The organism is Streptomyces sp. NPDC048420 (assembly GCF_040651535.1).
In the GTDB taxonomy this organism is placed as follows: domain Bacteria; phylum Actinomycetota; class Actinomycetes; order Streptomycetales; family Streptomycetaceae; genus Streptomyces.
Genome location: NZ_JBEZKG010000015.1, coordinates 92,731 through 118,541, shown reverse-complemented (window position 1 = coordinate 118,541; position 25,811 = coordinate 92,731). Strand labels below are relative to the sequence as shown.

The 25,811-nt window shown below is 71.2% G+C and carries 21 protein-coding genes and 1 pseudogene; 17 read left to right on the top strand and 5 right to left on the bottom strand.

Features of this window, described 5'->3' with window-relative positions:
- Positions 1-7 precede the first annotated feature (7 nt).
- Both AB0D34_RS28200 and AB0D34_RS28195 read left to right on the top strand, forming a co-directional pair.
- Entirely contained in the window at positions 8-1,276 is a 1,269-nt protein-coding gene (locus AB0D34_RS28200; RefSeq protein ID WP_362666110.1) for an FG-GAP repeat protein, read from the top strand.
- A 252-nt stretch (positions 1,277-1,528) separates the two neighbouring features.
- On the top strand, positions 1,529-2,434 hold the full coding sequence (locus AB0D34_RS28195) for an alpha/beta hydrolase (protein WP_362666381.1): 906 nt from the start codon (positions 1,529-1,531) through the stop codon (positions 2,432-2,434).
- 41 nt (positions 2,435-2,475) lie between these two features.
- Here the strand turns inward: AB0D34_RS28195 and AB0D34_RS28190 are convergent, their stop codons facing one another.
- Together AB0D34_RS28190 and AB0D34_RS28185 are read right to left on the bottom strand one after the other, a co-directional pair.
- On the bottom strand, positions 2,476-4,299 hold the full coding sequence (locus AB0D34_RS28190) for a protein kinase (protein WP_362666108.1): 1,824 nt from the start codon (positions 4,297-4,299) through the stop codon (positions 2,476-2,478).
- A gap of 129 nt (positions 4,300-4,428) precedes the next feature.
- Positions 4,429-4,920 carry a GIY-YIG nuclease family protein gene (locus AB0D34_RS28185; RefSeq protein WP_362666105.1) on the bottom strand — a complete coding sequence of 164 codons (492 nt, stop codon included), beginning with the start codon at positions 4,918-4,920 and terminating at the stop codon, positions 4,429-4,431.
- 280 nt (positions 4,921-5,200) lie between these two features.
- Here AB0D34_RS28185 and AB0D34_RS28180 point away from each other — a divergent pair, with 280 nt between their 5' ends.
- The 10 genes and pseudogenes from AB0D34_RS28180 to AB0D34_RS28135 form a co-directional block, all read left to right on the top strand.
- A complete protein-coding gene (locus tag AB0D34_RS28180; RefSeq protein ID WP_362666103.1) occupies positions 5,201-6,859 on the top strand; it encodes a catalase in 1,659 nt (552 codons plus the stop codon).
- A 173-nt stretch (positions 6,860-7,032) separates the two neighbouring features.
- Entirely contained in the window at positions 7,033-8,400 is a 1,368-nt protein-coding gene (locus AB0D34_RS28175) for a diacylglycerol kinase family protein (protein WP_362666101.1), read from the top strand.
- Positions 8,393-8,983, top strand: coding sequence for a phosphatase PAP2 family protein (locus tag AB0D34_RS28170; RefSeq protein ID WP_362666099.1), 591 nt, complete (start codon positions 8,393-8,395; stop codon positions 8,981-8,983). The genes AB0D34_RS28175 and AB0D34_RS28170 overlap by 8 nt, the downstream gene beginning before the upstream one ends.
- Before the next feature lie 143 nt (positions 8,984-9,126).
- Positions 9,127-10,143 (top strand): D-erythronate dehydrogenase, encoded by a 1,017-nt coding sequence (gene denD, locus AB0D34_RS28165; RefSeq protein ID WP_362666096.1) that lies wholly within the window; start codon positions 9,127-9,129, stop codon positions 10,141-10,143.
- A 150-nt stretch (positions 10,144-10,293) separates the two neighbouring features.
- The gene (locus AB0D34_RS28160) at positions 10,294-10,803 is read left to right on the top strand and encodes an SRPBCC family protein (protein ID WP_362666094.1); all 510 of its coding nucleotides are present in this window, start codon (positions 10,294-10,296) and stop codon (positions 10,801-10,803) included.
- Entirely contained in the window at positions 10,796-12,415 is a 1,620-nt protein-coding gene (locus tag AB0D34_RS28155) for an NAD(P)/FAD-dependent oxidoreductase (protein WP_362666091.1), read from the top strand. Before AB0D34_RS28160 ends, AB0D34_RS28155 begins: the two co-directional genes overlap by 8 nt.
- A 96-nt stretch (positions 12,416-12,511) precedes the next feature.
- Entirely contained in the window at positions 12,512-13,420 is a 909-nt protein-coding gene (locus tag AB0D34_RS28150; protein ID WP_362666088.1) for an SDR family oxidoreductase, read from the top strand.
- A gap of 10 nt (positions 13,421-13,430) precedes the next feature.
- Positions 13,431-13,919: an MSMEG_6728 family protein gene (locus AB0D34_RS28145; protein ID WP_362666086.1), complete on the top strand. Its 489-nt coding sequence runs from the start codon at positions 13,431-13,433 to the stop codon at positions 13,917-13,919.
- 18 nt (positions 13,920-13,937) lie between these two features.
- Positions 13,938-14,789 (top strand): oxygenase MpaB family protein, encoded by an 852-nt coding sequence (locus AB0D34_RS28140; RefSeq protein ID WP_362666084.1) that lies wholly within the window; start codon positions 13,938-13,940, stop codon positions 14,787-14,789.
- Positions 14,790-14,864: 75 nt separating this feature from the next.
- Positions 14,865-15,245: pseudogene (locus AB0D34_RS28135) on the top strand (TetR/AcrR family transcriptional regulator); the annotation flags it as partial.
- Positions 15,246-15,279: 34 nt separating this feature from the next.
- Here the strand turns inward: AB0D34_RS28135 and AB0D34_RS28130 are convergent.
- A complete protein-coding gene (locus AB0D34_RS28130) occupies positions 15,280-16,335 on the bottom strand; it encodes a LacI family DNA-binding transcriptional regulator (RefSeq protein WP_362666082.1) in 1,056 nt (351 codons plus the stop codon).
- Between the two features lie 149 nt (positions 16,336-16,484).
- On the opposite strand from AB0D34_RS28130, the gene AB0D34_RS28125 reads away from it, so the two are divergent.
- From AB0D34_RS28125 to AB0D34_RS28110, 4 genes are all read left to right on the top strand, one after another.
- Positions 16,485-17,603 carry a substrate-binding domain-containing protein gene (locus AB0D34_RS28125; protein ID WP_362666079.1) on the top strand — a complete coding sequence of 373 codons (1,119 nt, stop codon included), beginning with the start codon at positions 16,485-16,487 and terminating at the stop codon, positions 17,601-17,603.
- 103 nt (positions 17,604-17,706) lie between these two features.
- On the top strand, positions 17,707-18,741 hold the full coding sequence (locus AB0D34_RS28120) for an ABC transporter permease (protein WP_362666077.1): 1,035 nt from the start codon (positions 17,707-17,709) through the stop codon (positions 18,739-18,741).
- Positions 18,738-19,526, top strand: a complete 789-nt coding sequence (locus tag AB0D34_RS28115; protein ID WP_362666075.1) for an ATP-binding cassette domain-containing protein — start codon at positions 18,738-18,740, stop codon at positions 19,524-19,526. Before AB0D34_RS28120 ends, AB0D34_RS28115 begins: the two co-directional genes overlap by 4 nt.
- Positions 19,523-19,816 (top strand): putative quinol monooxygenase, encoded by a 294-nt coding sequence (locus tag AB0D34_RS28110; RefSeq protein ID WP_362666073.1) that lies wholly within the window; start codon positions 19,523-19,525, stop codon positions 19,814-19,816. The genes AB0D34_RS28115 and AB0D34_RS28110 overlap by 4 nt, the downstream gene beginning before the upstream one ends.
- A gap of 8 nt (positions 19,817-19,824) precedes the next feature.
- Here the strand turns inward: AB0D34_RS28110 and AB0D34_RS28105 are convergent, their stop codons facing one another.
- Positions 19,825-20,529 (bottom strand): Clp protease N-terminal domain-containing protein, encoded by a 705-nt coding sequence (locus tag AB0D34_RS28105; RefSeq protein WP_362666071.1) that lies wholly within the window; start codon positions 20,527-20,529, stop codon positions 19,825-19,827.
- Positions 20,530-20,703: 174 nt separating this feature from the next.
- Here AB0D34_RS28105 and pgm point away from each other — a divergent pair, with 174 nt between their 5' ends.
- Positions 20,704-22,344 carry a phosphoglucomutase (alpha-D-glucose-1,6-bisphosphate-dependent) gene (gene pgm, locus AB0D34_RS28100; RefSeq protein ID WP_362666069.1) on the top strand — a complete coding sequence of 547 codons (1,641 nt, stop codon included), beginning with the start codon at positions 20,704-20,706 and terminating at the stop codon, positions 22,342-22,344.
- Positions 22,345-22,420: 76 nt separating this feature from the next.
- On the opposite strand, the gene AB0D34_RS28095 is transcribed toward pgm, so the two are convergent.
- A complete protein-coding gene (locus AB0D34_RS28095) occupies positions 22,421-24,970 on the bottom strand; it encodes a CBM35 domain-containing protein (RefSeq protein ID WP_362666067.1) in 2,550 nt (849 codons plus the stop codon).
- Positions 24,971-25,811 lie beyond the last annotated feature (841 nt).

Below are 25,811 nucleotides of genomic sequence, written 5' to 3'. Positions count from 1 at the left end.
ACGGTCATTGCCCCGGCGCGAGAACGTAGGTGTTGAGGGTGCCCACCGTGCTGAGCGGGCTGGGGGAGCCCAGGTCGTAGCGGTCCACGGCGAGGAAGGAGCCTCCGAGCCGGGTGACCACTTCGGACAGGCGGTCGCGACCGGCGACCTGCACGGCGACGGCTACGACGACGCGGTCATCGGCACGCCCGGCGAGGACGAGGGCACCGTCGAGGACGCGGGGCGGGTGACCGTCCTGTACGGATCGGTGAACGGCCTCGACCCCGAGCGCACCGCGAGCGTCACCGCCGCCCAGCCCGTCGAGGGCGCCCGGTTCGGCCTCGGAGTGGCCGCCGCCCGCTTCACCGGCGACATCCACGGCGATCAGCTCGTCGTCCTGGACCAGAAGCAGGGCCTGCACGTCTTCACCTACCACGCCGGTGTCCTGCGGCAGGTCGGCACCCCGGACTCGACCGGGCACCGCCTCCAGGCCGCCTACCTGACCACCGGGGACTACGACGGCGACGGCTTCGCCGACCTCGTCGTCTCCGGCTACAGCCCCGACGACGACTACGTCATGGGCTGGTCCGCCTACTACGCGGGCGGCACCGAGGGCCTCGGCTACCGGGGCGACCTGCACGGCGGCCTGGGCACGGCCTCCGGTGACATCAACGGCGACGGCTATGACCTCGTGGTCGGGCAGCGCAGTGGTGCGGACGAGGCCACCGGTGACGCCGACGCGCCCGGCGGACTGGTCGGCGTCTACTACGGCGGCGGCGAAGGCCCGGCCGGCACCGAGGGCCCCGGAACCGCCCCGCAGTGGTGGTCGCAGAACTCCCCGGGCGTGCCCGGTGCCGGGGAACAGCACGACTCGTGGGGCAACGACCTCTCCGTAGCCGACGTCGACGGTGACGGCCGTGCCGAGGTAGCCGTCGGCGCACCGGGCGAGGACGTGGGCAGGGCCGACGCTGCGGGCGCGGTGTGGCTGCTGCGCGGCACGCAGGACGGCCTGACCGGCACCGGCGCCCAGTACTTCGACCAGAACACCCCCGGCATCCCGGGTGTGGCCGAGGAGGGCGACGCCTGGGGCGCGCACGTGCGGCTCGTGGACACCGACGGCGACGGACGGGCCGAGCTGGTGGCCGTCGCGCCCGACGAGAACGCCGGTGACGGCGCCGTCTGGCTGCTGCCCGCGAGCGGCACGGGCCTGCTCGCCGACGGCTCCCGCTCCTACGGCGCCGCCGCCCTGGGCGGAGCCGCCCACGGTGCCCACTTCGGCGCGGTGATCGATGAGTAGGTCGTGAGACGGGTCGCCGCTCACGGGGCGGGAGAGGTGCACAGCCACCTCTTCCGCCCCGGTACAGAACCACGGCTGGTTGAGGCGCGGTGCGCAGGTGTTGCTGGGGCCACCCCTGTGGGGGTTCTGGACGGCTGCCGGGTCGGCTCGGCCGTCCATAGCGTTGTGCTCATGACGAACTCGACGAACGAAGAACGTTCGGGTACCACCAGGCGCTCGGCACTGCGTGGACTGGGCCTCGGCCTGGGGAGCATGGCACTGGCCACCGGACTCGGCACCTCACCCGCCGCGGCGGACCCGCGACGCGGTCTCACCACCTTTGTGCTGGTGCACGGCACCCACAGCGCCGGAGCGTTCTGGATGCCGATCGCACGGGAGCTGACGTTACGCGGTCACCGTGTCGTGATGGTGGACCAGCCGGGGCACGGCACGGAGGCTTTCGTGCCGGAGTCGTACCAGCGGCAGGACCTCGAAGCGATGGCGGTCGAACCTTCGCCGCTGAAGGGACTCGGGCTGGAGGACTACGAGGCGCGCGTCACCGGCGCCGTGCGTCGGGCGGCACGGAACGGCCCGGTGGTGCTGGTCGGGCACAGCCTCGGTGGTGTGTCGGTCAGCTGTGTCGCCGACGCCGTCCCGCATCTGCTGCACCACATCTGCTACATGGCGGCTTTCTGCCCCAGCAGTGCACTGCCCACAGCGGACGCCTGCACGGCGGCACCCGAGAACGCCGACGCCGTCAGCCCGGTCGAACTGATGGTCGGCGACCAGGGCCGGCTCGGGGTGCTGCGGCTGAACTTCCGGACGGGTGACAGCCGTCAGCTGGCCCTCTTGAAGGAGATGATCTGCGCGGACTACTCCGACGCCGACTTCCGCCGGATCCTGTCCGGCATGCAGACCGACGAGCCCATCGCCGCCTATGCCGGCCGAGCGGTCGGCCGGGTCGACCGCTGGGGACGCGTACCCCGTACCTATCTGCGTTTCGGCAGGGACCGTACGATCGCCACCGCCCTCCAGGACAGGATGATCGCGGAAGCCGACGCGTCAACGCCGGGCAACAGGTTCCGAGTTCACGACTTCCCCGGGGCGTCGCACGTCGGCCCGCTGGATCCCGTCCCGGTCGCGGACATCCTGAATACGCTTGCCGGGCAGGGAGGATAAGGAGGAGACGAGGACCGGACTGAATCCGGTTCCCGTCGGAGTCAGTCGGTGCTGCGCAGCGAGACCCAGGTGTCGTGGCCCACGATCCCGTCGGCGTCCAGCCCTCGGTCGCTCTGGAAGGCCTGTACCGCGGTCTCCGTGCCGGACCCGAACTCGCCGTCCACACCGGTACTTCCCACGCTGTATCCGCGCTCGGTCAGCATGCACTGCACCTGCTGTACGCGGTTGCCGCTGTCGCCGAGCCGTGTGCGTCCGTTGCCGGAGTAGTACGTGCACTCGGAGAGCCAGGGAGTGGTGTCGGCCGCGCCGGACGGGCTGTCGGCGGACGGAGTGGGGGAGGGGGAGGCGCTCGGTGCGGTTCCGGGAACAGGCGCGTCGACGCCCTGGCTGCCGGCGGAGTCCGAGGCCTTGGGCCGTGCGGCCGGTGTGGTACTGCCCTCGGGGTTGTCGGCCACGGCGCCGTCGAGGTCCGCCTGGCTCTCCCCGCTGGCGCTCGGGGACACCGGGGAGGCGTCCTGGGACGCCCTGTCGACGGCGCTGGTGACACCCGGTTGTGGGGAGGCTTTGGCGGGGGTGTCCTGGGGGGCGAGCAGGAAGGCCGCCCCGGCGAGGGCGCAGACCGAAACGCCCGCTGCGGCGACCAGCAGCTTCTTCCTGCGGCGCCGGGCGGAGGCACCCATCGGCCCCGACCGACCTGACGGCGCTTCTGCCGAACAGACTTCGGCCTGCTGTGACGGCGTGGGGGCGGGTGCCTCCGACGGCTTCGATGCGGGCTCCGTCGACGGCTTCGGGGCGGGCTCGTCCGACGGCTTCGGGGCCGGTGGAACAGGCTCAGGCGTCCGCGCGGACAGGGCCGCGGGTAAATCACGTGAGGACCGGGGACCGAAAATGCCCGCGACCGGCAGGTGGTGCAGCGCCTCGTACGCCTGCTGGCGAGCCAGCACCTCGCCACCCAGCGGCTGCGGCCAGGTGGTCGGCACTGCGTGCGCCCCGGCCGCGTCGATCAGGTCCTGCGGGGTCGGCCGCCGGGTCGGTTCCTTGTCCAGACAGGCGGTCAGCAGCGAACCCAGCTCCGCGTCCGCCGCCGAGATCTCACCGATCACCTCCGGATTCGGTTCCTCGAACGCCACCCGGTGCATCACATCGACACCGGTACCGTCGCCGAACGGGGCACGCCCTGCTGTCGCGTAGACCAGTGTCCCGGCCAGCGCGAACACGTCCGAGGCGGTGTCGGAGCGCCCCTCCCGCAGATGCTCGGGCGACATGTAGGCCGGGGTTCCCACCCGGTTGCCGGTACCGGTGATCGCACTGGCGTCCGCGGCCTTGGAAATGCCGAAGTCGATGACGTGAGCGCCCCGGACCGACAGCAGCACGTTGGACGGCTTGAGGTCCCGGTGCACGATCCCCTCGACGGCGAGGGCCGCGAGAGCCTGCCCCAGTTCCGCCACCAGCCGCCAGACGGCGGCCGTCTCCAGAGCGCCGTGTTCCTTCACGGCCTCGGCCAGATCGAAGCCGGGGAGGTACTCCGTGGCCATCCACAGGAGTTCGTCCTCGAAGCCCGTACCGCACAGTCGTGGTGCGTGCGGTGTACGGAGCCGGGCGTGCACCGACGCCTCCCGTTCGAAACGGCGCCGGAACCGGGGGTCCTCCGCGTACTCGGGCCTGATCACCTTCACCGCGACCAGACCGGGACGGTCGTCCGAGAGGCGTGCCAGATAGACCCGCCCCATGCCCCCGCTGCCGAGCAGCGCCACCGGAACGTACGGCCCGACGCGCCGCGGATCACCGAACCGCAGGGGTGACGCACCGGTCTGCCGCAGCGCCGTGGCGGCGTCGTCCCCCGACGCCGGACCCTGTCCCGACAAGTAGTCCCCCGAAGTCACTTTCTACGCACGTCAGTTCGCCCCCCAGTGGAAGACGAGGCTAGCCCAGGCCGTGCGTGTGTACAGCAGTTCGGGCACTTCCGTCACACGGGTCACCGTGGATGGCTGGTTCTACTGCTTCGGCTGTTCGGATCCGGTGCCCTCGATCTCCCTGACCAGTCGCGCGATCCTCGCCTGCTTCGCCCTGATCCCGCGTGTGATGAGCCGGAGATGTGCCGTCGACTCGGGCACGGCCGCCTCGAACTCCGCCAGCCGACGCCGTTCGGCGGCGAGTTCGGCCCTGCGCCGTGCCGCGCGGTCGGGGGGCGGTGGCGGGTTCAGGCCGTTGAAGACCACGTTGTACCTGGGGCGCTCGGCCTGGACGGCCACCCGCTCGGCCGCCTCCGCGTCGTCCGGGTAGTCGATCTGGATCCCGATGACGTACGGCCCCCACGGCTGATCCCGCAGATGCGTGCGCACGCGCGTGAGCGGGGAGATCGATATGCCGACGTACAGAAGGCCTTCGGGGCCGTACAGCCGGTACAGTGCGGTCCGGCCCGCGGTGTGCAGACTGCCCTCCTCGTCGAACAGACCACGCAGGAACTGCGAGTCGACGTTGGTCATGACGCGGCCTCCCTGGGACCGGCGACGATCGCGGTGCGTTGTTCCGCTCCCACACTCCCACTCGGGTATGACATCGCCCCCGGGGACCGATGGCTGCCAGGCCCTCACCACGCGCCCGCGAGCGACTCATCCGGACATTCGGCGCCGGTCGCGCGCTCAGGCGTCCCGCACGTGCGTGACACGACCTGTCCGGGTACTCGGGTGAGCCACCACCACCGGCCGGAGGCCGCTCGCCGATCCGGGGCCCGCCACCGGCCACCAGCCGAAGGAGCCCGCGATCATGACGGACGTATCCGGTACCGGCGCCGCCCCGGGCGACGACCGCAGGGTACTCACCAACCGCCAGGGCCACCCCGTCCACGACAACCAGAACCAGCGCAGCGTCGGCGCCCGTGGCCCCGCCACGCTGGAGAACTACCAGTTCCTGGAGAAGATCAGCCACTTCGACCGGGAACGCATCCCGGAACGTGTCGTCCACGCACGCGGCGTGACCGCCTACGGCTTCTTCGAGGCCTACGGCACCTGGGGCGACGAGCCGATCAGCCGCTACACCAGGGCCAAGCTGTTCCAGGAGCGCGGCAAGCGCACCGACCTGGCCGTCCGCTTCTCCACGGTCATCGGGGGCCGGGACTCCTCCGAGGCCGCCCGCGACCCCCGCGGTTTCGCCGTGAAGTTCTACACCGAGGACGGCAACTGGGACCTGGTGGGCAACAACCTGGGCGTCTTCTTCATCCGGGACGCGATCAAGTTCCCGGACGTCATCCACGCCCTCAAGCCCGACCCGGTCACCTTCGAGCAGCAGCCGCGCCGCATCTTCGACTTCATGTCGCAGACACCGGAGTCGATGCACATGCTGGTCAACCTGTTCAGCCCGCGCGGCATCCCCGCCGACTACCGCCATATGCAGGGCTTCGGCGTCAACACCTACAAGTGGGTGAACGCCGAGGGAAACACCGTCCTCGTCAAGTACCACTGGATGCCCAAGCAGGGCGTACGCAGCATGACCGAGGAGGACGCCGCCAACGTGCAGGCCGACGGCCTGGGGCACGCCACCAAGGACCTGTACGAGGCGGTCGCCCGCGGTGACCATCCGGAGTGGGAGCTGCTCATCCAGATTATGGAGGACCACGACCACCCGGAGCTGGACTTCGACCCGCTCGACGACACCAAGACCTGGCCCGAGCAGGAGTTCCCGCCCAAGCCGGTGGGCCGGATGGTGCTCGACCGGATGCCGGACAACTTCTTCGCCGAGAACGAGCAGATCTCCTTCGGCACCGGCGTCCTCGTCGACGGCCTCGACTTCTCCGACGACAAGATGCTCGTCGGCCGGACCTTCTCCTACAGCGACACCCAGCGCCACCGGGTCGGACCGAACTACCTCCAGATCCCCGTCAACCAGGCCAAGAACGCCGAGGTCCGCACCAACCAGCGCGACGGGCAGATGACGTACCACGTGGACGGCGGTGGCGAGAACCCGCACGTCAACTACGAACCGTCCATCACCGGCGGACTGCGCGAAGGCCAGTACCCGACGCACGACGAACAGGGCCCGGAGATCCGTGGCCGGCTCACCCGCAAGCGGATCCCCCGCACCAACGACTACCTGCAGGCGGGCCAGCGCTATCTGCTCCTGGAGGAGTGGGAGCGCGACGACCTCGTGAAGAACTTCACCGACCTGCTCGCCCAGTGCGACCGGCCCGTGCAGGAGCGGATGGTGTGGCACTTCCTGCTGGTCGAGAACGACCTGGGCCTCCGGGTCGGCGAGGGCCTCGGCATCAGCCCCGAGGACGTCGCGGGCCTCGAACCGCTGGCGTCCCAGGACCTCACCGACGAGGACCGCACCCGGCTGTCCGACCTCGGCAAGAACCCGCCCCGCGACGTCGAGGGACTCACCATGACCCACTGCGTCCCGGACGAGCGGCACGTCGTGACCCGCTGAGGACGGCGGGGGCCCGGTGCGGGGGCGTCCCGCCGGTGCTGCCCCGGGCGTGAGATCGTTGGGTCACCATGCCGCCTGGATCATGAAGGGGAGAGGCGGGGCAGGTTCCGGAGCATGGGGGCGAGAGCGTCACGCGCGCGGGACACGCCTCCTCGGGGACCGCCCGACGCATCATGAACACGACGAGAGCGAAGGACGAGGCCGTACCCGACGGCTCCCGCGCCCAGGCGCGGAACCTGGCCCGGCTCGCCCTGCTCTGTGTGGTGGGCGTGGTCGTGGCGGTGGTGGCGGCGGGCCAGTGGCTGCTGCTGTTGCTGGGCCTCGCCGGGATCGGGCTGGCCGGCGCCGGACTCTGGTGGGCCGTGGCGCACCGAGGCATCGCGCGTGCGTCCGGCGCGCTGCTGGCCTTGGCCGCGCCGGTCGCCGTACTGGTTCTGTACGCGGTCTCCGGCCTGTGGCCGTACGCGGCGACGGCGCTGGGACTGTGGGGTGCGGCGCTGGCCTGTGCCAGGAGCGCGCTGCGCCGGTTGCGCGCACCGAGAGGCAGGCATTCCCGTTCGGTCCGGCCACCGCGCAGACCGGTACTGATCATGAACCCGCGGTCGGGCGGCGGCAAGGTCGGTGAGCACGGGCTGGTGGAGCGGGCCGAGGCGTTGGGGGCCCGGGTGATCCTGCTCGACCTCGACAGCGGCCCGGATCCGGCGGCCCTGGCCCGCCAGGCGGTCGCGCAGGGAGCGGACCTTCTCGGCGTGGCGGGCGGCGACGGCACCCAGGCCCTGGTGGCCGCGGTGGCCGCCGAGCACGGGCTGCCGTTCATGGTGCTGTCCGCCGGAACCCGCAACCACTTCGCGATGGACCTGGGCCTGGACCGCGACGATCCGGTGAGCGGCCTTGACGCCCTCACGCACGGGGTGGAGATCCGAGTCGACCTGGGCGACGTGGCCGGGCGGCCCTTCGTCAACACGGTCTCGTTCGGGACGTACGCGGAGATCGTGCAGAGCCCCGAGTACCGGGACGCCAAGACGTTCACCGCTCTCGACCGACTGCCCGACCTGCTGGTGGGCGGGGCGGGCGCGCGCCTGTCGGCCAGGGTGGACGAGCAGCGGATCGAGGAGCCGCAGGCGCTGCTGGTGAGCAACAACCCCTACGCGCTGGCCGACCCCCTGGGCGCCGCGCGCAGACCACGCCTCGACGGAGGCGAACTCGGCGTGATCGCCGTACGGATAGAGGGCGCCGCACAGGCCGCCGAACTGGTGTTGCGGGGTGAACGGGCCAGCGGCATCACCGCGTTGACCTCACGACGCGTGATCGTCGAGGCGGACGCGGAGTCCATCCCGGTGGCCGTGGACGGGGAGGCGTTGACGCTGCCTCCACCCGTCGTGTGCACCGTACGGCCGGGAGCACTGCGGATGCGGGTACCACGGCACCGTCCGGGCGCGCCGTACACCGCCCCGTCGGTGGACTGGCGCCGTGTCGTCCGGCTCGCCCTCGGCCGCACTTCCCATTCGACCGACAAGAACCAGGAGCAGAGCGATGCTTGACCGACCCCAGTGGGACCAGCGGGCCGCCCAGGACCTGTTGCGCGACCTCGCCGCCCTCGACCAGGCGCTGTACGAGGCCGTGACGGTCACCCGGACCCCGACCCTGGACTACGCCCTGCGGCAACTGTCCGCGGCGGCGGATCACTCCAAGATCTCCTTCACGGTCGCCGGACTGCTCGCACTGTTCCCCGGCAGGCCCCGGCGTGCCGCCGCCCTCGGGGTCGCCGCCATCGGGGTCGCCTCGGCGAGCGCGAACCTGCTCGGCAAGCGCCTGGTGCGTCGGCCGCGTCCGCACCGGGCCGTGGACTCGCCGTTCCCCGGACGCCATGTCCCCATGCCGGAGTCGGCGTCCTTCCCCTCGGGGCACACCGCGTCCGCCGTCGCCTTCGCCGCGGCGGTGGGTCCCGCCCTGCCCGTCGTCACGGTTCCGCTCGGCCTGCTGGCCTGTGCGGTGGGCTACTCACGGATCCACACCGGGGTGCACTATCCGGGCGATGTGGTCGCCGGCGCCCTCCTGGGCACCGGCGCGGCGGCCGCGGTCCTCGCCGCGGCCGGGGGACGGGGGTTGAACAGGCGCGGCTGAACATCGGCGGGAGCACGGTCGGTCGTGAGGGGGTAGCCGTGGCGGTGGTCCGGTCGCGGGTGAGCGGGAAGCCGAGGGCGGACGCCGAGCAGTTCGGCACCCGCAACGGGAGCTCGACGAGTCGCTTTTCGAGGGGATGACGCATGAGGATCGTCGTGACGGGGGCGTCCGGTTTCCTCGGACGCCTGCTGGCCGGGGCACTGTCGCAGGCGGGGGTGTTCGCAGGTGTGCCGATCAGCCGGCTGGTGCTGGTCGACAGGGTCGCCTCGCCCGGTGAGCCGTGGGCGGACGACGACCGGGTGGAGACGCTGCCCGGTGATCTGGTCGAGCGCCTCGACGCGGTGTTCGCCGAACCGGTGGACGTACTGTTCCATCTCGCCGCCGCGGTGTCGGCCGAGTGCGAGGCCGACTTCGATCTGGGGATGCGCACCAACGTGGACGCCACGCGCGCGGTGTTGGAGGCGGCCCGAGCACAGTCGGCGGCGGGCGGACCGGTGACGCGGGTGGTGTTCGCCAGCAGCCTCGCCGTCTACGGCTCCCCACCGGAGCTGCCCCTGCCGCCCGTGGTCAGCGAGACGACCCTGCCGGTACCGCGGTCGAGTTACGGCACGCAGAAGCTGATGTGCGAGCAGTTGATCGCGGACTGCACCCGGCGCGGGTTCGTCGACGGCCGCGTGGCCCGACTGATGACCGTCGCGGTGCGGCCGGGCAAGCCGAACGCGGCCGCCTCCGGCTTCCTGTCCGGCATCATCCGGGAACCGCTCGCGGGCCTGTCGGCCATCTGCCCCGTCCACCCCGACCTGCGGGTGGCCCTCGCCTCACCACGCCGCACCGTCGAGGGAATCCTCCGCGTCGCCGAAGCCGAGCGCGGCACCGGCCCGGGACACCTGAACGGCCCGCTGCCCGTCAACCTGCCGGCCCTCACCACCTCGGTGGGCGAGATGCTGACCACCCTGCGGCAGGTGGCCGGCAACGCGGCCGCCGATCGGGTCACCATCGCACCCGACCCGTCGATCGAGGCCATCGTCGGCTCGTGGCCGGCCGACTTCGACCATCGGCGCGCAGCCGCCCTCGGCCTGAAGCCCGACGACAGCTTCCTGTCGGTACTGCGGGACTACCTCGCCGACCATCCGGATGCGGTCACCGCTGCCACCGACTGACCCGGTCGGCCGACCGTGATCGCGGACCGGATCGCCACGTACCGGCTCGCGTCCTTCTTGAGGAGGTGTCACTGGTTGGGCCCGCCCCATACGGGCACTCGGGGCGCGGTCGACGGACCACCCGGTCCAGGCAGCCCTTTGGAGGTATCCGTGGCCGTTCGCCATCGTCTGATCAAAGCCGGCCCGAGCGACGTCTGGGCCGTTCTCGCCGACGGCCACCGTTACGCGGAGTGGGTGGTGGGAACCTCCGAGTCCGAGCCGGTCCGCGGGAAGTGGCCGCAGACGGACGCGGCGATCCGCTTCCAGGTCCCCCTCGGCCCGCTCCGGCTGGTCAACGAGACAGTGGTGCGGCGCTGCGAGGAAGGCGTCGCACTGGAACTGGAGGCCTACGCCGGCATCCTGGGCACGGCGCGCATCGCGATCGAGCTGCGGCCGTGGGGCGAGCACTGCCTGGCGATCGTGGACGAGCACCCCCTCCAGGGAGCGGGTGGCCGACTGCACAACGCCGGCTTCGAGGCGCTGATCCAGCTGCGCCACCGCACCATGCTGGCCCGGCTCGCCCGGCTGTGCGAGAACGAGGTGGGGGAGGCCCGCCAGGCCTCGCACCGGCAGCCGACACAGTCTTCGGCCCAGGGCGTGGCGGGAGCCGGCCATGCCTGACGCCGTGGTGATCGGAGCGGGCCCCAACGGTCTGGTGGCCGCCAACATGCTGGCCGACGCCGGGTGGAGCGTGGAGGTGCTGGAGGAGCAGCCGGAGCCGGGCGGCGCGGTACGCCACGATCAGGGAGTCGATCCCGCCTACGTCAACGACCTCTTCAGCTCCTTCTACCCGCTCGCGGCCGCCTCGCCCGTCCTCTCCGCGCTGCGTCTGGACCAGTACGGGCTGCGGTGGAACCACGCACCCAGTGTGCTCGCCCACCCCCTCACCGACGGCAGCTGCGCCCTCCTGGACCGGAACATCGACACCACCGCCGCGTCCCTCGACGCCTTCGCGCCGGGCGACGGGGCGGCATGGCGGCGACTGCACGAGGTGTGGCAGTCCCTGCGCCCCGATCTCCTGGACGCCCTGTTCACCCCTTTCCCGCCCGTCCGCGCGACGGCACGGCTCGCGCTGCGCCTACGGGCCGCTGGCGGCCTGCGCATGGCACGCACCCTGGTCCTGCCGGTGCGCCGCCTGGGGGAGGAGGAGTTCCACGGCCAGGGCGGCCGGCTCCTGCTGGCCGGCAACGCCCTGCACGCCGACCTGGCCCCCGAGTCCGCGGGCAGCGGCGGCTTCGGCTGGCTCATGGCCATGCTGGGACAGACGTACGGCTTCCCGGTCCCCGTCGGCGGCTCCGGCGCCCTGACCCGGGCGCTGACGCTACGCCTCGAAGCCCGGGGCGGGCGGATCCGCTGCGGGCAGCGCGTCGAGCGGATCGTCGTGCGGGGCGGGCGGGCCGTCGGCGTGCGGACGGCTGCCGGAGACCCGGTGGTGGCGCGCCGCGCGGTGCTGGCCGACGTGTCCGTCCCCGCCCTGTACGGCGACCTCCTCGACCCCGAGCACCTGCCCGCGCAGGTCCAGGAGGACCTGCGCCGGTTCCAGTGGGACTTCGCCACCTTCAAGATGGACTGGGCGCTGAACGGACCGGTGCCCTGGGAGGCCGAGCAGGCCTCCCGGGCCGGCACCGTGCACCTCGCCGACGGCATGGACGAGCTCACCCGCTTCGCCGCGCAGATCGCCATGCGGGAGGTCCCCGACCGGCCCTTCCTGCTGTTCGGCCAGATGACCACCGCCGACGTCACCCGCTCCCCACAGGGCACCGAATCGGCCTGGGCCTACACCCACGTCCCCCACGAGATCCGCGCCGACGCTGCGGACGAGGGCATCACCGGCAGCTGGGACACCAAGGACCAGGAACTCATGGCCGACCGGGTCGAACGCCAGGTGGAACGCTTCGCGCCCGGCTTCCGCTCCCAGATCCGCGCCCGCCGCATCCTGGCACCCCCGGCCCTCGAGTCCCTGGACGCCAATCTGCACGGCGGCGCCATCAACGGGGGTACGACCGCCATGCACCAGCAGCTCGTCTTCCGCCCCGTCCCCGGCGCCGGACGCCCCGAGACACCCGTCCCCGGCCTCTTCCTGGCCTCCTCCGGCGCCCACCCGGGCGGCGGTGTGCACGGCGCGCCGGGTGCCAACGCCGCCCGGGTCGCACTGCACCGCCACCGGTCTCCCGGCCTGGCCCGCGCCCAACGGCTGCTGACCCGCCGCGACCGCACCGGAAGCAGACGCTGACCTCAGGCACCGAAGACCTGAAACGCATCCGAACACGACTCTTGCGAGGAAGTAGCCGACAGGACGCGCATCCGAAATCGAAAGGAAGGTCAGCCCGTGCGCAGCAGCCCGCTCGCCGGCCGTACGGTCGTCGTCACCGGCGCCGCCCGCGGCCTGGGCGCGGCCATGGCCCGCGAGGTCGCCCGCCGCGGCGCGCGGGTCGCGCTGCTGGGCCACGAGAAGGCCGCCCTGGAGGCGGTGGCCGCGACCCTGCCGGGCCCGGCGCTGGCCATCGAGGTCGACATCACCGACCCCGGCGCGATCGAGGCGGCCGCCCGCGCAGTACGGAGAGGTCTCGGCCGTCCCTCCGCCGTCGTGGCGAACGCCGGCATCGCGGAAGGGGGCCCGTTCCTCGACTCGGACCCGGCCGCCTGGGGTCGTGTCGTCGACGTCAACCTCACCGGCAGCGCCCACACGGCCCGGGCCTTCCTGCCGGACCTTCTCGACTCGGCGGGCTACTTCCTCCAGATCGGCTCGCTGGCGTCGCTCGGTGCCGTCCCCCTGATGAGCGCCTACTGCGCTTCCAAGGCAGGCGCCGAGGCCTTCGCGCACGCCCTGCGGGCCGAGGTCGCGCACCGGGGCGTCGCCGTGGGCATCGCCTACATCAACTGGACGGACACCGACATGATCCGCGACGGGGACCGGCACGTCGCGCTGCGCGAACTGCGCGCCCACATGCCTGCCCCGGTCCGCCGGGTGCACCCGGCGGACACGGTCGCAGCACAGGTGGTCAAAGGCCTGGAGCGCCGCCGTACGACCGTCTACGCGCCGGCGTGGCTGCGGATGGTCCAACCGGTGCGCACGGCCCTGCCGCCCGTGGTGCTGCGCGTGTCGCGTCACGCGCTGTCCCGCATGGCGGCCGGGCCGCCCGTCGAGTACACGGGGCCACTCGGCGCGGGCGGCCTCGCCGACCTCGCCGCACGCACCGTGGACGCCTCACCCGACGACCCGCGGTACAGGAGGTGAGCCGTCCCCGATGCAGACGTTCCTGCCCCAGCCCGACTTCCGGCAGTCCGCGCTGCTGCTGGACCGGCGACGCCTGGGCAAGCAGCGGGTCGAGGCCCTGCAGATCCTGCGCGGTCTGACCGTCCCCGGATACGGCTGGCGCCATCACCCGGCCGTACGGATGTGGACGGGGTACGAGGAGGCACTCGTACGGTACGGCCTGGAGATCTGCCGGGTCTGGTGCGAACAGGAGCACCAGGACACCTGCGCCGCCTCTCTGATCGCTGGGCTGTCCGCGCACCGGCCCGGCGCCGAGGTGCGCGAGCAACCGGAGCTGACCGCCGACGGCGAACTGCCGCCCTGGCTCGGCGACGAAGCCTTCCACGAAAGCCACCGCTCGGCACTGGTCCGCAAGGACCCGCAGACGTACGCCGCTCTGTTTCCCGGCACGCCCGACGACCTGCCCTATGTGTGGCCCGCCTCGGACCGTGACCCGCGGCCCGCGCCTGCCGAGCGGTAGAGCGAGAGGAGGCCGACCATGCTGACCGCGGTCCGTGAACAGATGGGACAGGCCCTGTTCCGCCGCGTCGCGGGCCCCGACGGACCGGCGACCCGCGCCCGCATCCACGACACCCCAGGGCCGCGCTGGTTCGCACCGGACCGCCCGATCCGCACGGTCCACGGCGACGCCTCGATGTTCATCGGCGGGCTCGGCGCACTGCTCCTGCAGTCCCTGCACCCGCTCGCGATGGCGGCGGTGGCCGGTCACTCCGGTTTCCGGGGCGACCCGTGGGGCCGGCTCCAGCGCACCAGCACCTTCCTGGCCGTGACGACGTACGGCACCGCAGAGGACGCGCAACGGGCCGTCGACCAGGTCCGGGCCATTCACGACCGCATCCGCGGGACGACGTCCGAGGGAGTGCCCTACCACGCGGCCGACCCGCACCTGCTGGCCTGGGTCCACGCCGCCGAGACGGACAGTTTCCTGCGCGCCCACGAACGGTACGGAGCCCATCCGCTGGACGCCGCCGGCTACGACGACTACGTCGCCGACACCGCCCGCGTGGCCGAGGCGCTGGGCGTCATCGACCCACCGCGTGATCGCCGTGCACTGTCCGAACGCCTGACCGCCTACCTTCCCGAGCTGCGAGCCACCCCCGAGGCCCGATCCGCGGCCCGTTTCCTCCTCTTCCGGCCCCCACTGCCGCTCGCGGTGCGCCCGTTCTACGGCGGCCTGGCCGCCAACGCCGTGGCCCTGCTCCCCGCTTGGGCCCGCCGCATGCTGTGGCTGCCCCGCCTCCCCCTCGTCGAGAGCATCGCCGTGTTCCCCACCGGCCAGGCCCTGACCCGGACCATCCGCTGGGCCATGACCCGACCCGGAGGTCCGTGACGTAGGGCGTGTACGGCGTCTTGCCGGACGAGGTCGAAGCGGCCCGGGAGCAGTGCGGGATCCTCTTCGCCGACTTCCCTGCCCGAGCCGACGCCGAGCGGGCTCTCCGCCGAGATGGTGCGCGAGTGGACCGAGTACGACACGGTCGGCTTCGCGGGCGGCAGCCCCGTCGCCGCCGCCACAGTGGACCGGGCGGAGTCCAGCGCGTCCACCCGTGAGGCCGTGGCCTCGGCGTTCGCCACCTGGACGGGACCGGTGGCCCGGGCCCTTGCCGACATGGGCGTGCCCGAGGAACGAGCCGGTGCACTGGCGACCCTCATGGTCAGCGCCCTGGAGGGAGCGATCCGCCTGGCCCGCGCCGAACGGGACGTACGGCCGCTGACCGCCGCGGCGAGGAGGGGGCAACCCCGCCCGCGCGGCCGGGCACGACGGGGTGGCACCCATGTGACTGCTTGAACGGCTGTGAACGGAATCCGTCCACTCGGTCGGTTCAGTCCTGGCGGGCGGCCGCCGGGATCTCCCCCGAGCCCCGCTCGATCAGCCGGGTCGGCACGGTGACGGTCCGGGTGGGTGCCTCGTCGCCGTCCAGCCTGCGGAAGAGCATCTCGGCGGCCTGCTTGCCCATCTGTTCGACGTCCTGGGCGATGACGGAGACACCCGGGCTGAGGATGTCGGCCAGCGGGAAGTCGTCGAAGCCCACGTGGGCGACGGAGTCCTGGAGCCCCAGCGCGCGCAGAGCCCGAACGGCCCCGATGGTCACCAGGTTCTGACTGGTGAACAGTGCCGTCGGTGGGTTCGGCAGCGACAGGAACTCCTCGGTCGCGGCCATGGCGGCAGCCTCACTGGCCTCCACATGACGCACGATCTCGTCGTCGCACTTGACGTGCGCGACCTCCAGCGCGTGCCGGTACCCCTCGAAGCGCAGCGCGGCGGTCGGGATGGAGGCCCGGTCGCCGAGGTAGGCGATACGGCGGTGGCCCGCCCGCAGCAGATGTTCGACGGCGGTGACGGCGCCCTGGCGGTTGTCGGAGACCACGGCGTCCGCGTCGAGCAGACCGGCCTCACGGTCCACGAAGACCATGCAGGTGCCCGACCGCTGCTCGCTGATCAGATAGCTCTGGTCGCGCCCCGCCGGCACGATCACCAGCCCGTCGACCCGGCGGTCGACGAGCGCCTGCGCCAACTCCCTTTCCCGGGCCGGGTCCTCGTCGAGACTGCCGACCAGCACCAGCACACCGCGCTCCCGCGCCACGTTCTCGACGGTGCGGGTCAGAGCGGCGGAGAAGGGGTTCGCCGCGTCCTCCACGAGCATGCCGATGGTGGCCGTACGACCGTCCCCGCGCCGCAGGCTGCTGGCCGTCAGGTTGGGCCGGTAGCCCAGTTGGTCGGCGGCCGCACGGACCCGGGCGACGATCGCTGGGTCGACGGTGGGAACGCCGTTGACCACGCGCGAGACCGTCTTGATGGCCACGCCGGCCAGGGCCGCCACTTCACGCATCGTGGGGCGGCTGCGGGGGGACCGCGGCGGAGGTTCGCCCTGAGTCATCGTTGTCTCCAGCCGGGTCGCGCGTTACTCACTCGTTGCCGACGTATGTCTACCAGCCCCTTGACGCCCTCGTCCATATGGGTCCAGCATCCCCGTCAGTCAACGTTGTCTCAGCGTCGGCCAAGGGACGGCTCCGAAAGGGATCAGTTATGAACTTCTCCAGCAGCCAGGTGTCGGGCCGCCGCAGTCCGCGCGTCCGTGCGGCAGCGATCGGCGTCACCATGTGCCTCGGCGTCACGCTGGCGGCCTGCGGTTCCTCCGACAGCGGCTCCACGGCGGGCAGCGGCGACAAGGTCGGGGTCTCGCTGATCCTGAAGACGCTCACCAACCCCTACTTCGTGAGCATGCAGAAGGACGCCAAGGCCCAGGCCGCCAAGGACAACGTGAACCTGACGGTGGCCGCCGGCAGCTCCGACGGCGACACCCAGACCCAGATCACGGCCGTCGACAACGCCATATCGCGCGGCGACAAGGGCATCCTCATCACCACCAACGGCGACGCCGTGAACGCCGCCCTCAACCGCGCCAAGCAGGCCGGCCTCTTCGTGATCGCGCTGGACACCGCGCTCAACCCGGCGAGCACCGCCGACATCACCTACGCGACCGACAACGAGCAGGCGGGCAAGCTCGACGGCCAGTACGCGGCGGCGGCCCTGGACGGCAAGCCCGCGGTCATCGCCATGCTCGACCTGTTCAACAACCAGGTGGTCTCCGTCGACATCCAGCGCGACCACGGCTTCCTCAAGGGCATGGGCATCGACCCGGGCAGCGAGACCGAGAACGGCAAGGAGGCCAAGTCCGGCAAGTACACCGGCGGCAAGGGCGGCACGTACACCATCGCCTGCCACCAGCCCACCCAGGGCGCCATCGACGGCGGACGCACCGCGATGGAGAACTGCCTGTCGGCCAACCCGGACATCAACGTCGTCTACGCGATCAACGAGCCCGCCGGTGAGGGCGCGTACAACGCGCTGAAGGCCGCGGGCAAGGAGAAGAACGTCGCGATCTACGCCATCGACGGCAGCTGCTCCGGCCTGAAGAACGTCACCAGCGGCAAGTTCGCCGCCGACGCGGTGCAGTACCCCGGCAAGATGGCGGCCCTCGGCGTCAGTTCGATCGCGAAGCTGGCCCGCGGCGGCAGCAAGCCCAGCGTGACCAACGGCAAGTCGTTCTACGACACCGGAACCGCGCTCGTCGCGAACAAGGCCCTGGGCGGCCTGACCGTGCAGTCCCCGGAGCAGGCCGCGTCCGCCTGCTGGGGCAGCTGACACCCGACACCGGTGCGACGCCGGAGGCCGTCAGCGCGCCGGCGTCGCACCCGCACCACCCGAACCATGAGCCGTACCGGGGAAGACAGCGGAAGGACCCCCTGTGACCACTCACGTGGACAGTCAAGCCACACCGGCACCGGCGGAGGAGTTCCTCAACCGGCCCGCCACCCTCAGCCAGCGCGTCCACTCGGTGCTGCACCGCCAGCCGGCGCTCAGCCCGGCGATCGTGCTGGTGCTCGCAGCCATCGTGTTCTCCCTGGTGAACGACCGCTTCTACGCGCTGCAGAACCTCTCGCTGGTGGCCCAACAGGTGGCCGTCATCGGCACGCTCGCCGTCGGCCAGACGGTGATCATCCTGACCGCGGGCATCGACCTGTCGATCGGCGCCGTCATGGTGCTGGCCTCGCTGCTGATGTCGAAGCTGGTCGCCGACAGCGGCTGGCCCGGCGGACTCGCCCTGCTGGCCGGAGCCGTCGTCGCGGTCGCCGCACAGGCCGTCAACGGTCTGCTGGTGACCAAGGTCAAACTGCCGCCGTTCATCGTCACCCTCGGCACCCTCAGCGTCTTCACCGCGATCACCCTGATCTACGCCAAGGGCCAGACCATCTCCCTCCAGCCGGGCAACCTCCTGATGTGGAGCGGCCAGACCATCGCCATCGGCCAACTGAACCTGACGTACGGCGTCCTCCTCATGATCGCCCTGTACGCGGTGGTCGGCTACGCCCTGCGCTACACCGCCTGGGGCCGTCACCTGTACGCCGTGGGCGACGACATCGAGGCCGCCCGGCTCGCCGGCATCTCCGTCAACCGGGTGCTGCTGAGCGCCTACATGCTGGCCGGCGTCACCATCGCGGTGGCGGCCTGGGTCCTGGTCGGCCGGGTCGGCGGCGGTGACCCCAACAGCGGTCTCAACGCCAACCTCCAGTCCATCACCGCCGTGGTCATCGGCGGCACCAGCCTGTTCGGCGGACGTGGAGTGGTGTTCGGGTCGCTGATCGGCGCGCTCATCGTGCAGGTGTTCGTCAACGGCCTCGCGCTGGCCGGGATCGACCCGAACTACCAAGTCCTCGCAGTCGGCCTCCTGGTGATCGCCGCTGTCTCCGTCGACCAGTGGATCCGGAGTGTGAAGTCGTGACGACCGCCACCGCCCCCGTTCTCGAGGCCAAGGGCCTGGTCAAGGTCTTCGGCCGGGTCGTCGGCCTGAACGACGTCGACCTCACCCTCCACCCCGGCGAGGTCCTCGCCGTCATCGGCGACAACGGCGCCGGCAAGTCCACCCTGATCAAGTGCCTCTCCGGGGCCCTCGTCCCGGACCGGGGCAGCATTCGCGTCGAGGGCAAGGAGGTCACCTTCAAGCGGCCGCAGGACGCCCGGGACGCCGGCATCGAGACCGTCTACCAGACCCTCGCCGTGGCCCCCGCCCTGGACATCGCCAGCAACCTCTTCCTCGCCCGCGAGATCCGCCGCAAGGGCATCCTCGGCTCGGTGTTCCGCATGCTCGACACCGGCGAGATGAAGAAGCAGGCCGCCGACCACATCAAGCGGCTCGGCATCGGCACGCTCCAGAACATCAACCAGGCGGTGGAGACACTCTCCGGCGGCCAGCGGCAGTCCGTGGCCGTCGCCCGGACCGCGGTGTTCGGCGGCCGGGTGGTCATTCTCGACGAACCCACCGCCGCCCTCGGCGTCCGCGAGACCGGCCAGGTCCTCAAGCTCGTCCGCGACCTGCGCGACCAGGGCCTCGGCGTCATCCTCATCAGCCACAACATGCCGAACGTCTTCGAGGTCGCCGACCGCATCCATATCCAGCGCCTCGGCGGCTGCGCGGGTGTCATCACCCCCGACGCGTACTCGATGGAGGACGCGGTCGCCATCATGACCGGCGCGAAGAAGATCACCCGTGAGGGCGCGGCGTCATGACGAAGACCTTGTACGCAGAGTTCACCGCCCGCGAGGGAGCGGCGGCCGAAGTCGCCCGCCTGCTGCGGGACTACGCCCTGAAGGTCCGTGCGGAGGAGGGCAACCTGGCCTTCGACGTCTACACCAAGGCGGATGCGCCGCGCGCCTTCTGGATCTTCGAGGTGTACCGGGACGAGGACGCCTTCCGGACCCATGTGAAGGCCCCGTACGGCGTCCCCTTCAACGCCGCCCTCGCCCCGCTCATCGAGGAGGACGCCTCCGTCCTGACACACCTCGATCCAGTGGGCTGACTGTCCTGTTACTGCTCGTCGCGCGCGGTGGAGTGTTCGGCGACCGCGGCCCTGACCGTCTCGTGCAACTCGTCCGGCGTGAAGCCGAGGTTGCGCAGGATGTCGGCGGCCGTGCTGTTGTCGGTGCGGATCAGGCCCAGCAGGGTGTGTTCCGTGCCGACCCAGTCGTGGCCGAGGCCGGCCGAGGCGCGGTGTGCCTGTTCGATGGCCTTCTTGCTCTCCTCCCGGAACGCGATGTGGCCTCGCAGCGCCTTCGCCCCGGCCGGCGGCAGCGCTTCCTCGATCGCCTCGCGGACGCGTTGCTCCGACCCGGTCTTCGCGACCAGCAACTCGTACGCCAGGCCCTGTGGTTCGCCGAGCAGGCCGAGCAGGAGGTGTTCGGTGCCGATGGAGTCGTGTTTGTGCGTGCGGGCGGCCTCCTGCGCCAGCACGATGCTGTGCCGGTTCAGCTTGGTGAACCGTTCGAAGGGGGCGGGGGTGTGGCGTTGCTGGGCGGCCTGCTTGGAGACGCCGATGGCGTCGCCGATCTCGGTCCACGACGCCCCGGCCTGCTTGGCCTTGATGACGTAGTGGTCGATGAGCTGGTCACCGAGCACGTTCAGGGTCTGTGCGCGGACGTGGGCTTCGCTGATGCGGGCCAGGTTGTCGGCGCCGGGGAGTTCCTCGTCGAGACGGGCGATCAGGTCGGCAAGGCTGATGTCGAGTGGGCTCATGCGTCAATCGTAGGTTGACGATTGGCGTGCGTCAACCTGTAATTGACGCTCGTTTCTGCGATGGCTCTTCCGCGGTCTCCTGGCACTACGGCGTCCCGGTGCGCGACCGGTCGGGCCGGTCAGGGGAGAATGAGGGCCGTACGCGACGGTTGACTCTTGCGGAGGAGCGGGGAGATGCAGGACGCACGAGCGGGGCAGGTCGCCGGGCCCGAGGACCTCATCGATGTGGCACGTCTGGTGACGGCGTACTACGCGCTGCACCCCGACCCGGCCGAGCCAGGGCAGCGGGTGGCGTTCGGCACCTCGGGCCACCGCGGTTCTTCGCTCGCGGCGGCGTTCAACGAGGACCACATCGCGGCCACCAGCCAGGCGATCTGCGAGTACCGCACCGCCCAGGGCACCGACGGCCCCCTCTTCCTCGGCGCCGACACCCACGCCCTGTCCGAGCCCGCACGGATCACCGCGCTGGAGGTCTTCGCGGCCAACGACGTGACGGTCCTCATCGACCAGGCCGACGGCTACACGCCCACCCCCGCCGTGTCGCTGGCCATCCTCACCCACAACCGCAACCGAACCTCCGGTCTCGCGGACGGCGTGGTGGTCACCCCCTCGCACAACCCGCCCGCCGACGGCGGCTTCAAGTACAACCCGCCGAGCGGCGGCCCCGCCGGTTCCGAGGCGACCTCCTGGATCCAGGACCGCGCCAACGAGATCATCACCGGCGGCCTGAAGGACGTACGGCGCATCCCCTACACCCGCGCCCTGGCCGCACCCGGCACCGGCCGCCACGACTTCCTCGGCGCGTACGTGGCCGACCTCCCGAACGTCCTCGACCTGGAGGCGATCCGCTCCGCCGGCGTGCGCATCGGCGCCGATCCGCTGGGCGGCGCCTCGGTCGCGTACTGGGGCCGCATCGCCGAGCAGCACCGGCTCGATCTCACGGTGGTGAACCCTCTCGCCGATCCCACCTGGCGCTTCATGACGCTCGACTGGGACGGCAAGATCCGCATGGACTGCTCCTCGCCGTACGCCATGGCCTCGCTCATCGAGCGGCGCGACCGGTTCGACATCGCCACCGGCAACGACGCGGACGCCGACCGGCACGGCATCGTCACGCCGGACGCGGGCCTCATGAACCCCAACCACTATCTGGCCGTGGCGATTTCATACCTCTTCTCACACCGGGAGCAGTGGCCGGCGGGTGCCGGGATCGGCAAGACCCTGGTGTCGTCGAGCATGATCGACCGGGTCGCGGCGGACGTCGGCCGGCCGTTGGTCGAAGTCCCGGTCGGCTTCAAGTGGTTCGTGGACGGCCTGTCCGACGGCTCGCTCGGCTTCGGCGGCGAGGAGTCGGCGGGCGCGTCCTTCCTGCGCCGGGACGGCTCGGTGTGGACCACGGACAAGGACGGCATCATCCTGGCCCTGCTGGCCTCCGAGATCACCGCGGTCACGGGCAAGACCCCCTCCCAGCACTACGCGCAGCTGACCGACCGCTTCGGCGCCCCCGCCTACGCGCGCGTCGACGCCCCGGCCACCCGCGAGGAGAAGGCCCTGCTCGCCAAGCTGTCCCCGAGCCAGGTCACCGCCGACACACTCGCCGGTGAGCCGGTCACCAAGGTCCTCACCGAGGCCCCGGGCAACGGCGCCGCTCTGGGCGGGATCAAGGTGGCCACCGCCAACGCCTGGTTCGCGGCCCGTCCTTCGGGCACGGAGGACGTCTACAAGATCTACGGGGAGTCGTTCCTCGGCGCGGACCATCTGCGCCAGGTCCAGGAAGAGGCCAGGTCAGTGGTGCTGGCGGCGCTCGACGCCTGACGCGAAGCGGAACTGCTCGCCCGCGCAACGGCGTAGGTTGGCCGGGGCCCGGCGAGGGCCCCGGCCGCAGACGGCGTCAGCCGTTCAGCGGTGCGACCGTGATCCGGTCGATGTCCGGCGCGTACGCCGAGTCGTTGCCGAAGGAGACGGTGTTGACGCCGGCCTTGAGAGTGACCGGAACCGGCAGGTACCAGAAGTTGGACCAGCTGTAGCTGTTGCGGAACATCACTGTCCGGGTGGTGCCGTTGACGGTGATGTCGGCCGCGCGGGAGACGACGTTGGTGTTGTAGTTCCCGGAGCCGGAGACCTGGTTGTTGGCGTAGCGGACGCTCATCACGTACCGCCCGGCCTTGTCGGCCTTCACCGGGAAGCTGAGGGTGTTGCCGGGGCCGTTGCCGATGTCACCGACGTACTTCCCGCCCGAGGTCCAGGAGTTGGCGGCGACGGCCGCACGCCCGGCGAGGGTGCCGTCCTCGGCCTCGTAGGCGGTCACGCCCTGCGTGCTCGGCGCTCCGGTGACGCGAAGATCGCTCAGTGAGAGCCGGTTGTGCCCCTGGGCGGCCGCGGTGATGCGGTTGTTGCCGGCCGACAGGTACAGCCTGAGGGTCCGGCCCTTGCCCTTGGCGGGTGTCAACTCGGCCGCGGTGGCGCCGTCCAGGCTCAGGGTTCCGCTGCCGCTGTAGTCGGCCCGCACCGAGTAGTAGCCGTCCGCCGGCGCGTTGACGTCGAGGACGGCCTTGTCGCCCTTGCCCAGCACCAGGGCACCGGCGCCGCTGACACCCGAGGCGGAGTAGTCGTACGACGGTGATCCGGTGATGTCGGCGTACGTCGCCGGGTAGACGGCCTGCGGGGTGGCCGACGCGGTGAGGTCGATCTTGTCGAGGGTGACCTCGCTGATGCCCTTGGCCAGGGACAGGGTGTGGGTGCCCGCCGTCAGGGTGACCGGGGTGCGCACGATCGAGCGGTACGTCCAGTTCAGGGTGGACCCGTAGGTGAGGGTCACCGGTGAGCCGCCGTCCACGGTGAGCGTCTGGGTGGAGGGGGTGCCGGACTGGTTGCCGTAGAAGACGTCCAGGTCGTAGGTGCCGGTCTTCGGGACCTCGACGGTGAAGTCGACCTTGCTGGTCGGCTGGTTGAGGCTGCCGACGTCCTTGGTGCCGGAGGTGGCGAAGCCGTAGGGGTTGGAGCGCGAGCCCTGGGAGTAGACCGTCCCCGCGGTGATCGCGGCGTTCTCGGCCTCGTACGACGCGGACCAGGGCAGGCTCGCCGCGGCGGGCGTGCCGTCGCCGGCCGGGTTGACGGTCACACGGTAGGCGGACATGGGGTCGAGGCCGGTCAGCGGCACGGTGACCGCGCGGTCCTTGCCGACGGTACGGGTGGTGCGGGAGACCGCGCTCGGCGTGGCGGCGGCGCCCTCGTAGCCGCTCCAACCGACGCGCTCCACGGTCACGTTGACCTTGCCGCCGAAGGAGGAGGGGATGTGCCGGAGCACGGTGTCGACGGCGCCGGAGGTCCCGCCGCCCAGGAGCACCTGGGCCTGCTTGCGGCTCGTGTCCAGTGACCCGATGCCCTGCAGGGTGTCGGTGGTGTTGGCCTGCGGCGGGGTCGTCTCGACGGTCTTGCCGGTCAGGCCCGCGTACCAACGCAGCAGCCACCAGGTGCCGTTGGGGATGTTCGTCTGGACGGCGTTGTCGTTGAGGTTGCCCGCGATGTTCCAGTACGCCTGGTCGGCGTAGACCTTGTTGCGTTCGAACATCGACAGCCACTGGACCATCTGCCCGGGCACGGACTGGTCGCGCCGGTTGGCGTACTCGTTGATGCTGACCGGGCGTGGGGAGATGCCGGCGTTCTTCTCGATCGTCCGGTAGGCGGCGAGGTTGGACTCGAAGTCCGCGAGCGAGCCCGGGTCCAGCTCGTGCCACGTGGTGACGTCGGGGAGGACGTCGTTGGCCTTGGCCCACGGGTAGAAGTCGCGCATGAGGCGGGCGTCGTAGTGGGTCTCGTTGGGGCCGGCTATCCGGGCGTTCGGGATGATCGAGCGGATCTTCTTGAAGACGGTGGCCCAGTCGCTCTCGAACCTGTCACGCGTGCTGGTGTACGTGGCGGTGTCGGAGCTGCCCAGGCCCTGGTACCAGATGCCGTCCGGCTCGTTGAACGGCACCCACACGAAGTCGTCCACGTCGGGGCGGGCGGCGACCTTGCGGACCATGGTGTCGACCTTGGCCAGGTAGTCGTCCAGGCCGAGGTTCTCGTAGGGCCACTGGGTGTAGTAGTCCTGCATGTAGATCTGGACCTCGCCGCCGCCGGCGCGGTCGTAGGCGGGCTTGACCGTCAAGGCGTCCCCGTTGGGATGCTGGAGTCCGTCGGGTGCCTTCTGCACGATCGAGGTCTGGTGCAGCGGGACCAACAGGTTGTCGCCGGGGACGCCGTCGTCGCTGAGGCCGTAGAGCGTTCCGTTGGCGCCGTGCAGAACGGCGCCGGTGGTCCGGCCGAGGTCCACGGTCAGCTGGGGCGTCGCCGCCTGCGCGGCGGGGACGGTCAGAGCCGTGCCCACGAGGGCCGCGGTGACGGCGCCCGCGCCCATGAGGGTGCGGAAGCGTCTGGACGTGCTGGATGTGCCAGGCATGGAGGTCCTCCTCCTCCCGCGTCGTTGCGGGAGGCCTACGGGGTCTGGGTGGACCGGATGACGCCAAATGGTGTGACCGGTCACATGCATGCCAGGATTGTGAGCGGTCACAACGTGGGCGTCAAGAGACCGACTCATGGAATTCACTTTTCGCGCCTTCGTGGTCGGCGAGGTGGTTGCCCGGCCTGACGCCAATTCATGGGATGTGTTCTGCGGGAGAGTTGGAGTTCTTCCGAGTGGGGTCGCGAAGTCGGTGTGGCTGGTCCACCGGTGAACCCCTCACCGGAGGAGCCGACCACATGGAAGTCGCCGTAGCCCGGGAATCCCGCCAGAGAAGCGGAACTTGAGCACGTGGGCGTGCTCGTCCGAGGGCGCCGACAACGGAAGCGTCACCACCGGCAGTGGCGGCAATGTCGCCTCGGGAGTGAATCCCAAGCCAATGGCAAGGTCAGGTACGCGAGCAGAGCCGCGGAGACGGTGAGGGGCGTCAAGGAAGCGCGGGCGTGCATGGGGTGGTTCTCCTGTCGAGGTGGCGCCCCGGCGGCTCAGGGGGCGACGATCTTGATCGCGCTCGCCCAGCCGTGGCCCGCCCCGCGGGTCTGCAGGGCCATGTGCGGCAGCTGGAAACCTTCGGGTTCAGTCCGCCGGAGGGGACCAGGTCCGTGACCTGCTTGCGGGCGGCCTCGTCGGCGCCGGCGACCCGGCCACCACGGTCGTGGCGAACGTGGTGTTGTCTCTTCGGCCCCGCGGCCTCCGTGATTTGCTCGGCGGCAGCTGTCCGAGATGGTGACCGAGTGTCTGTCGGCCCGGGCGCGGGTGGCGAGGGCGCGGGCCATGTTGC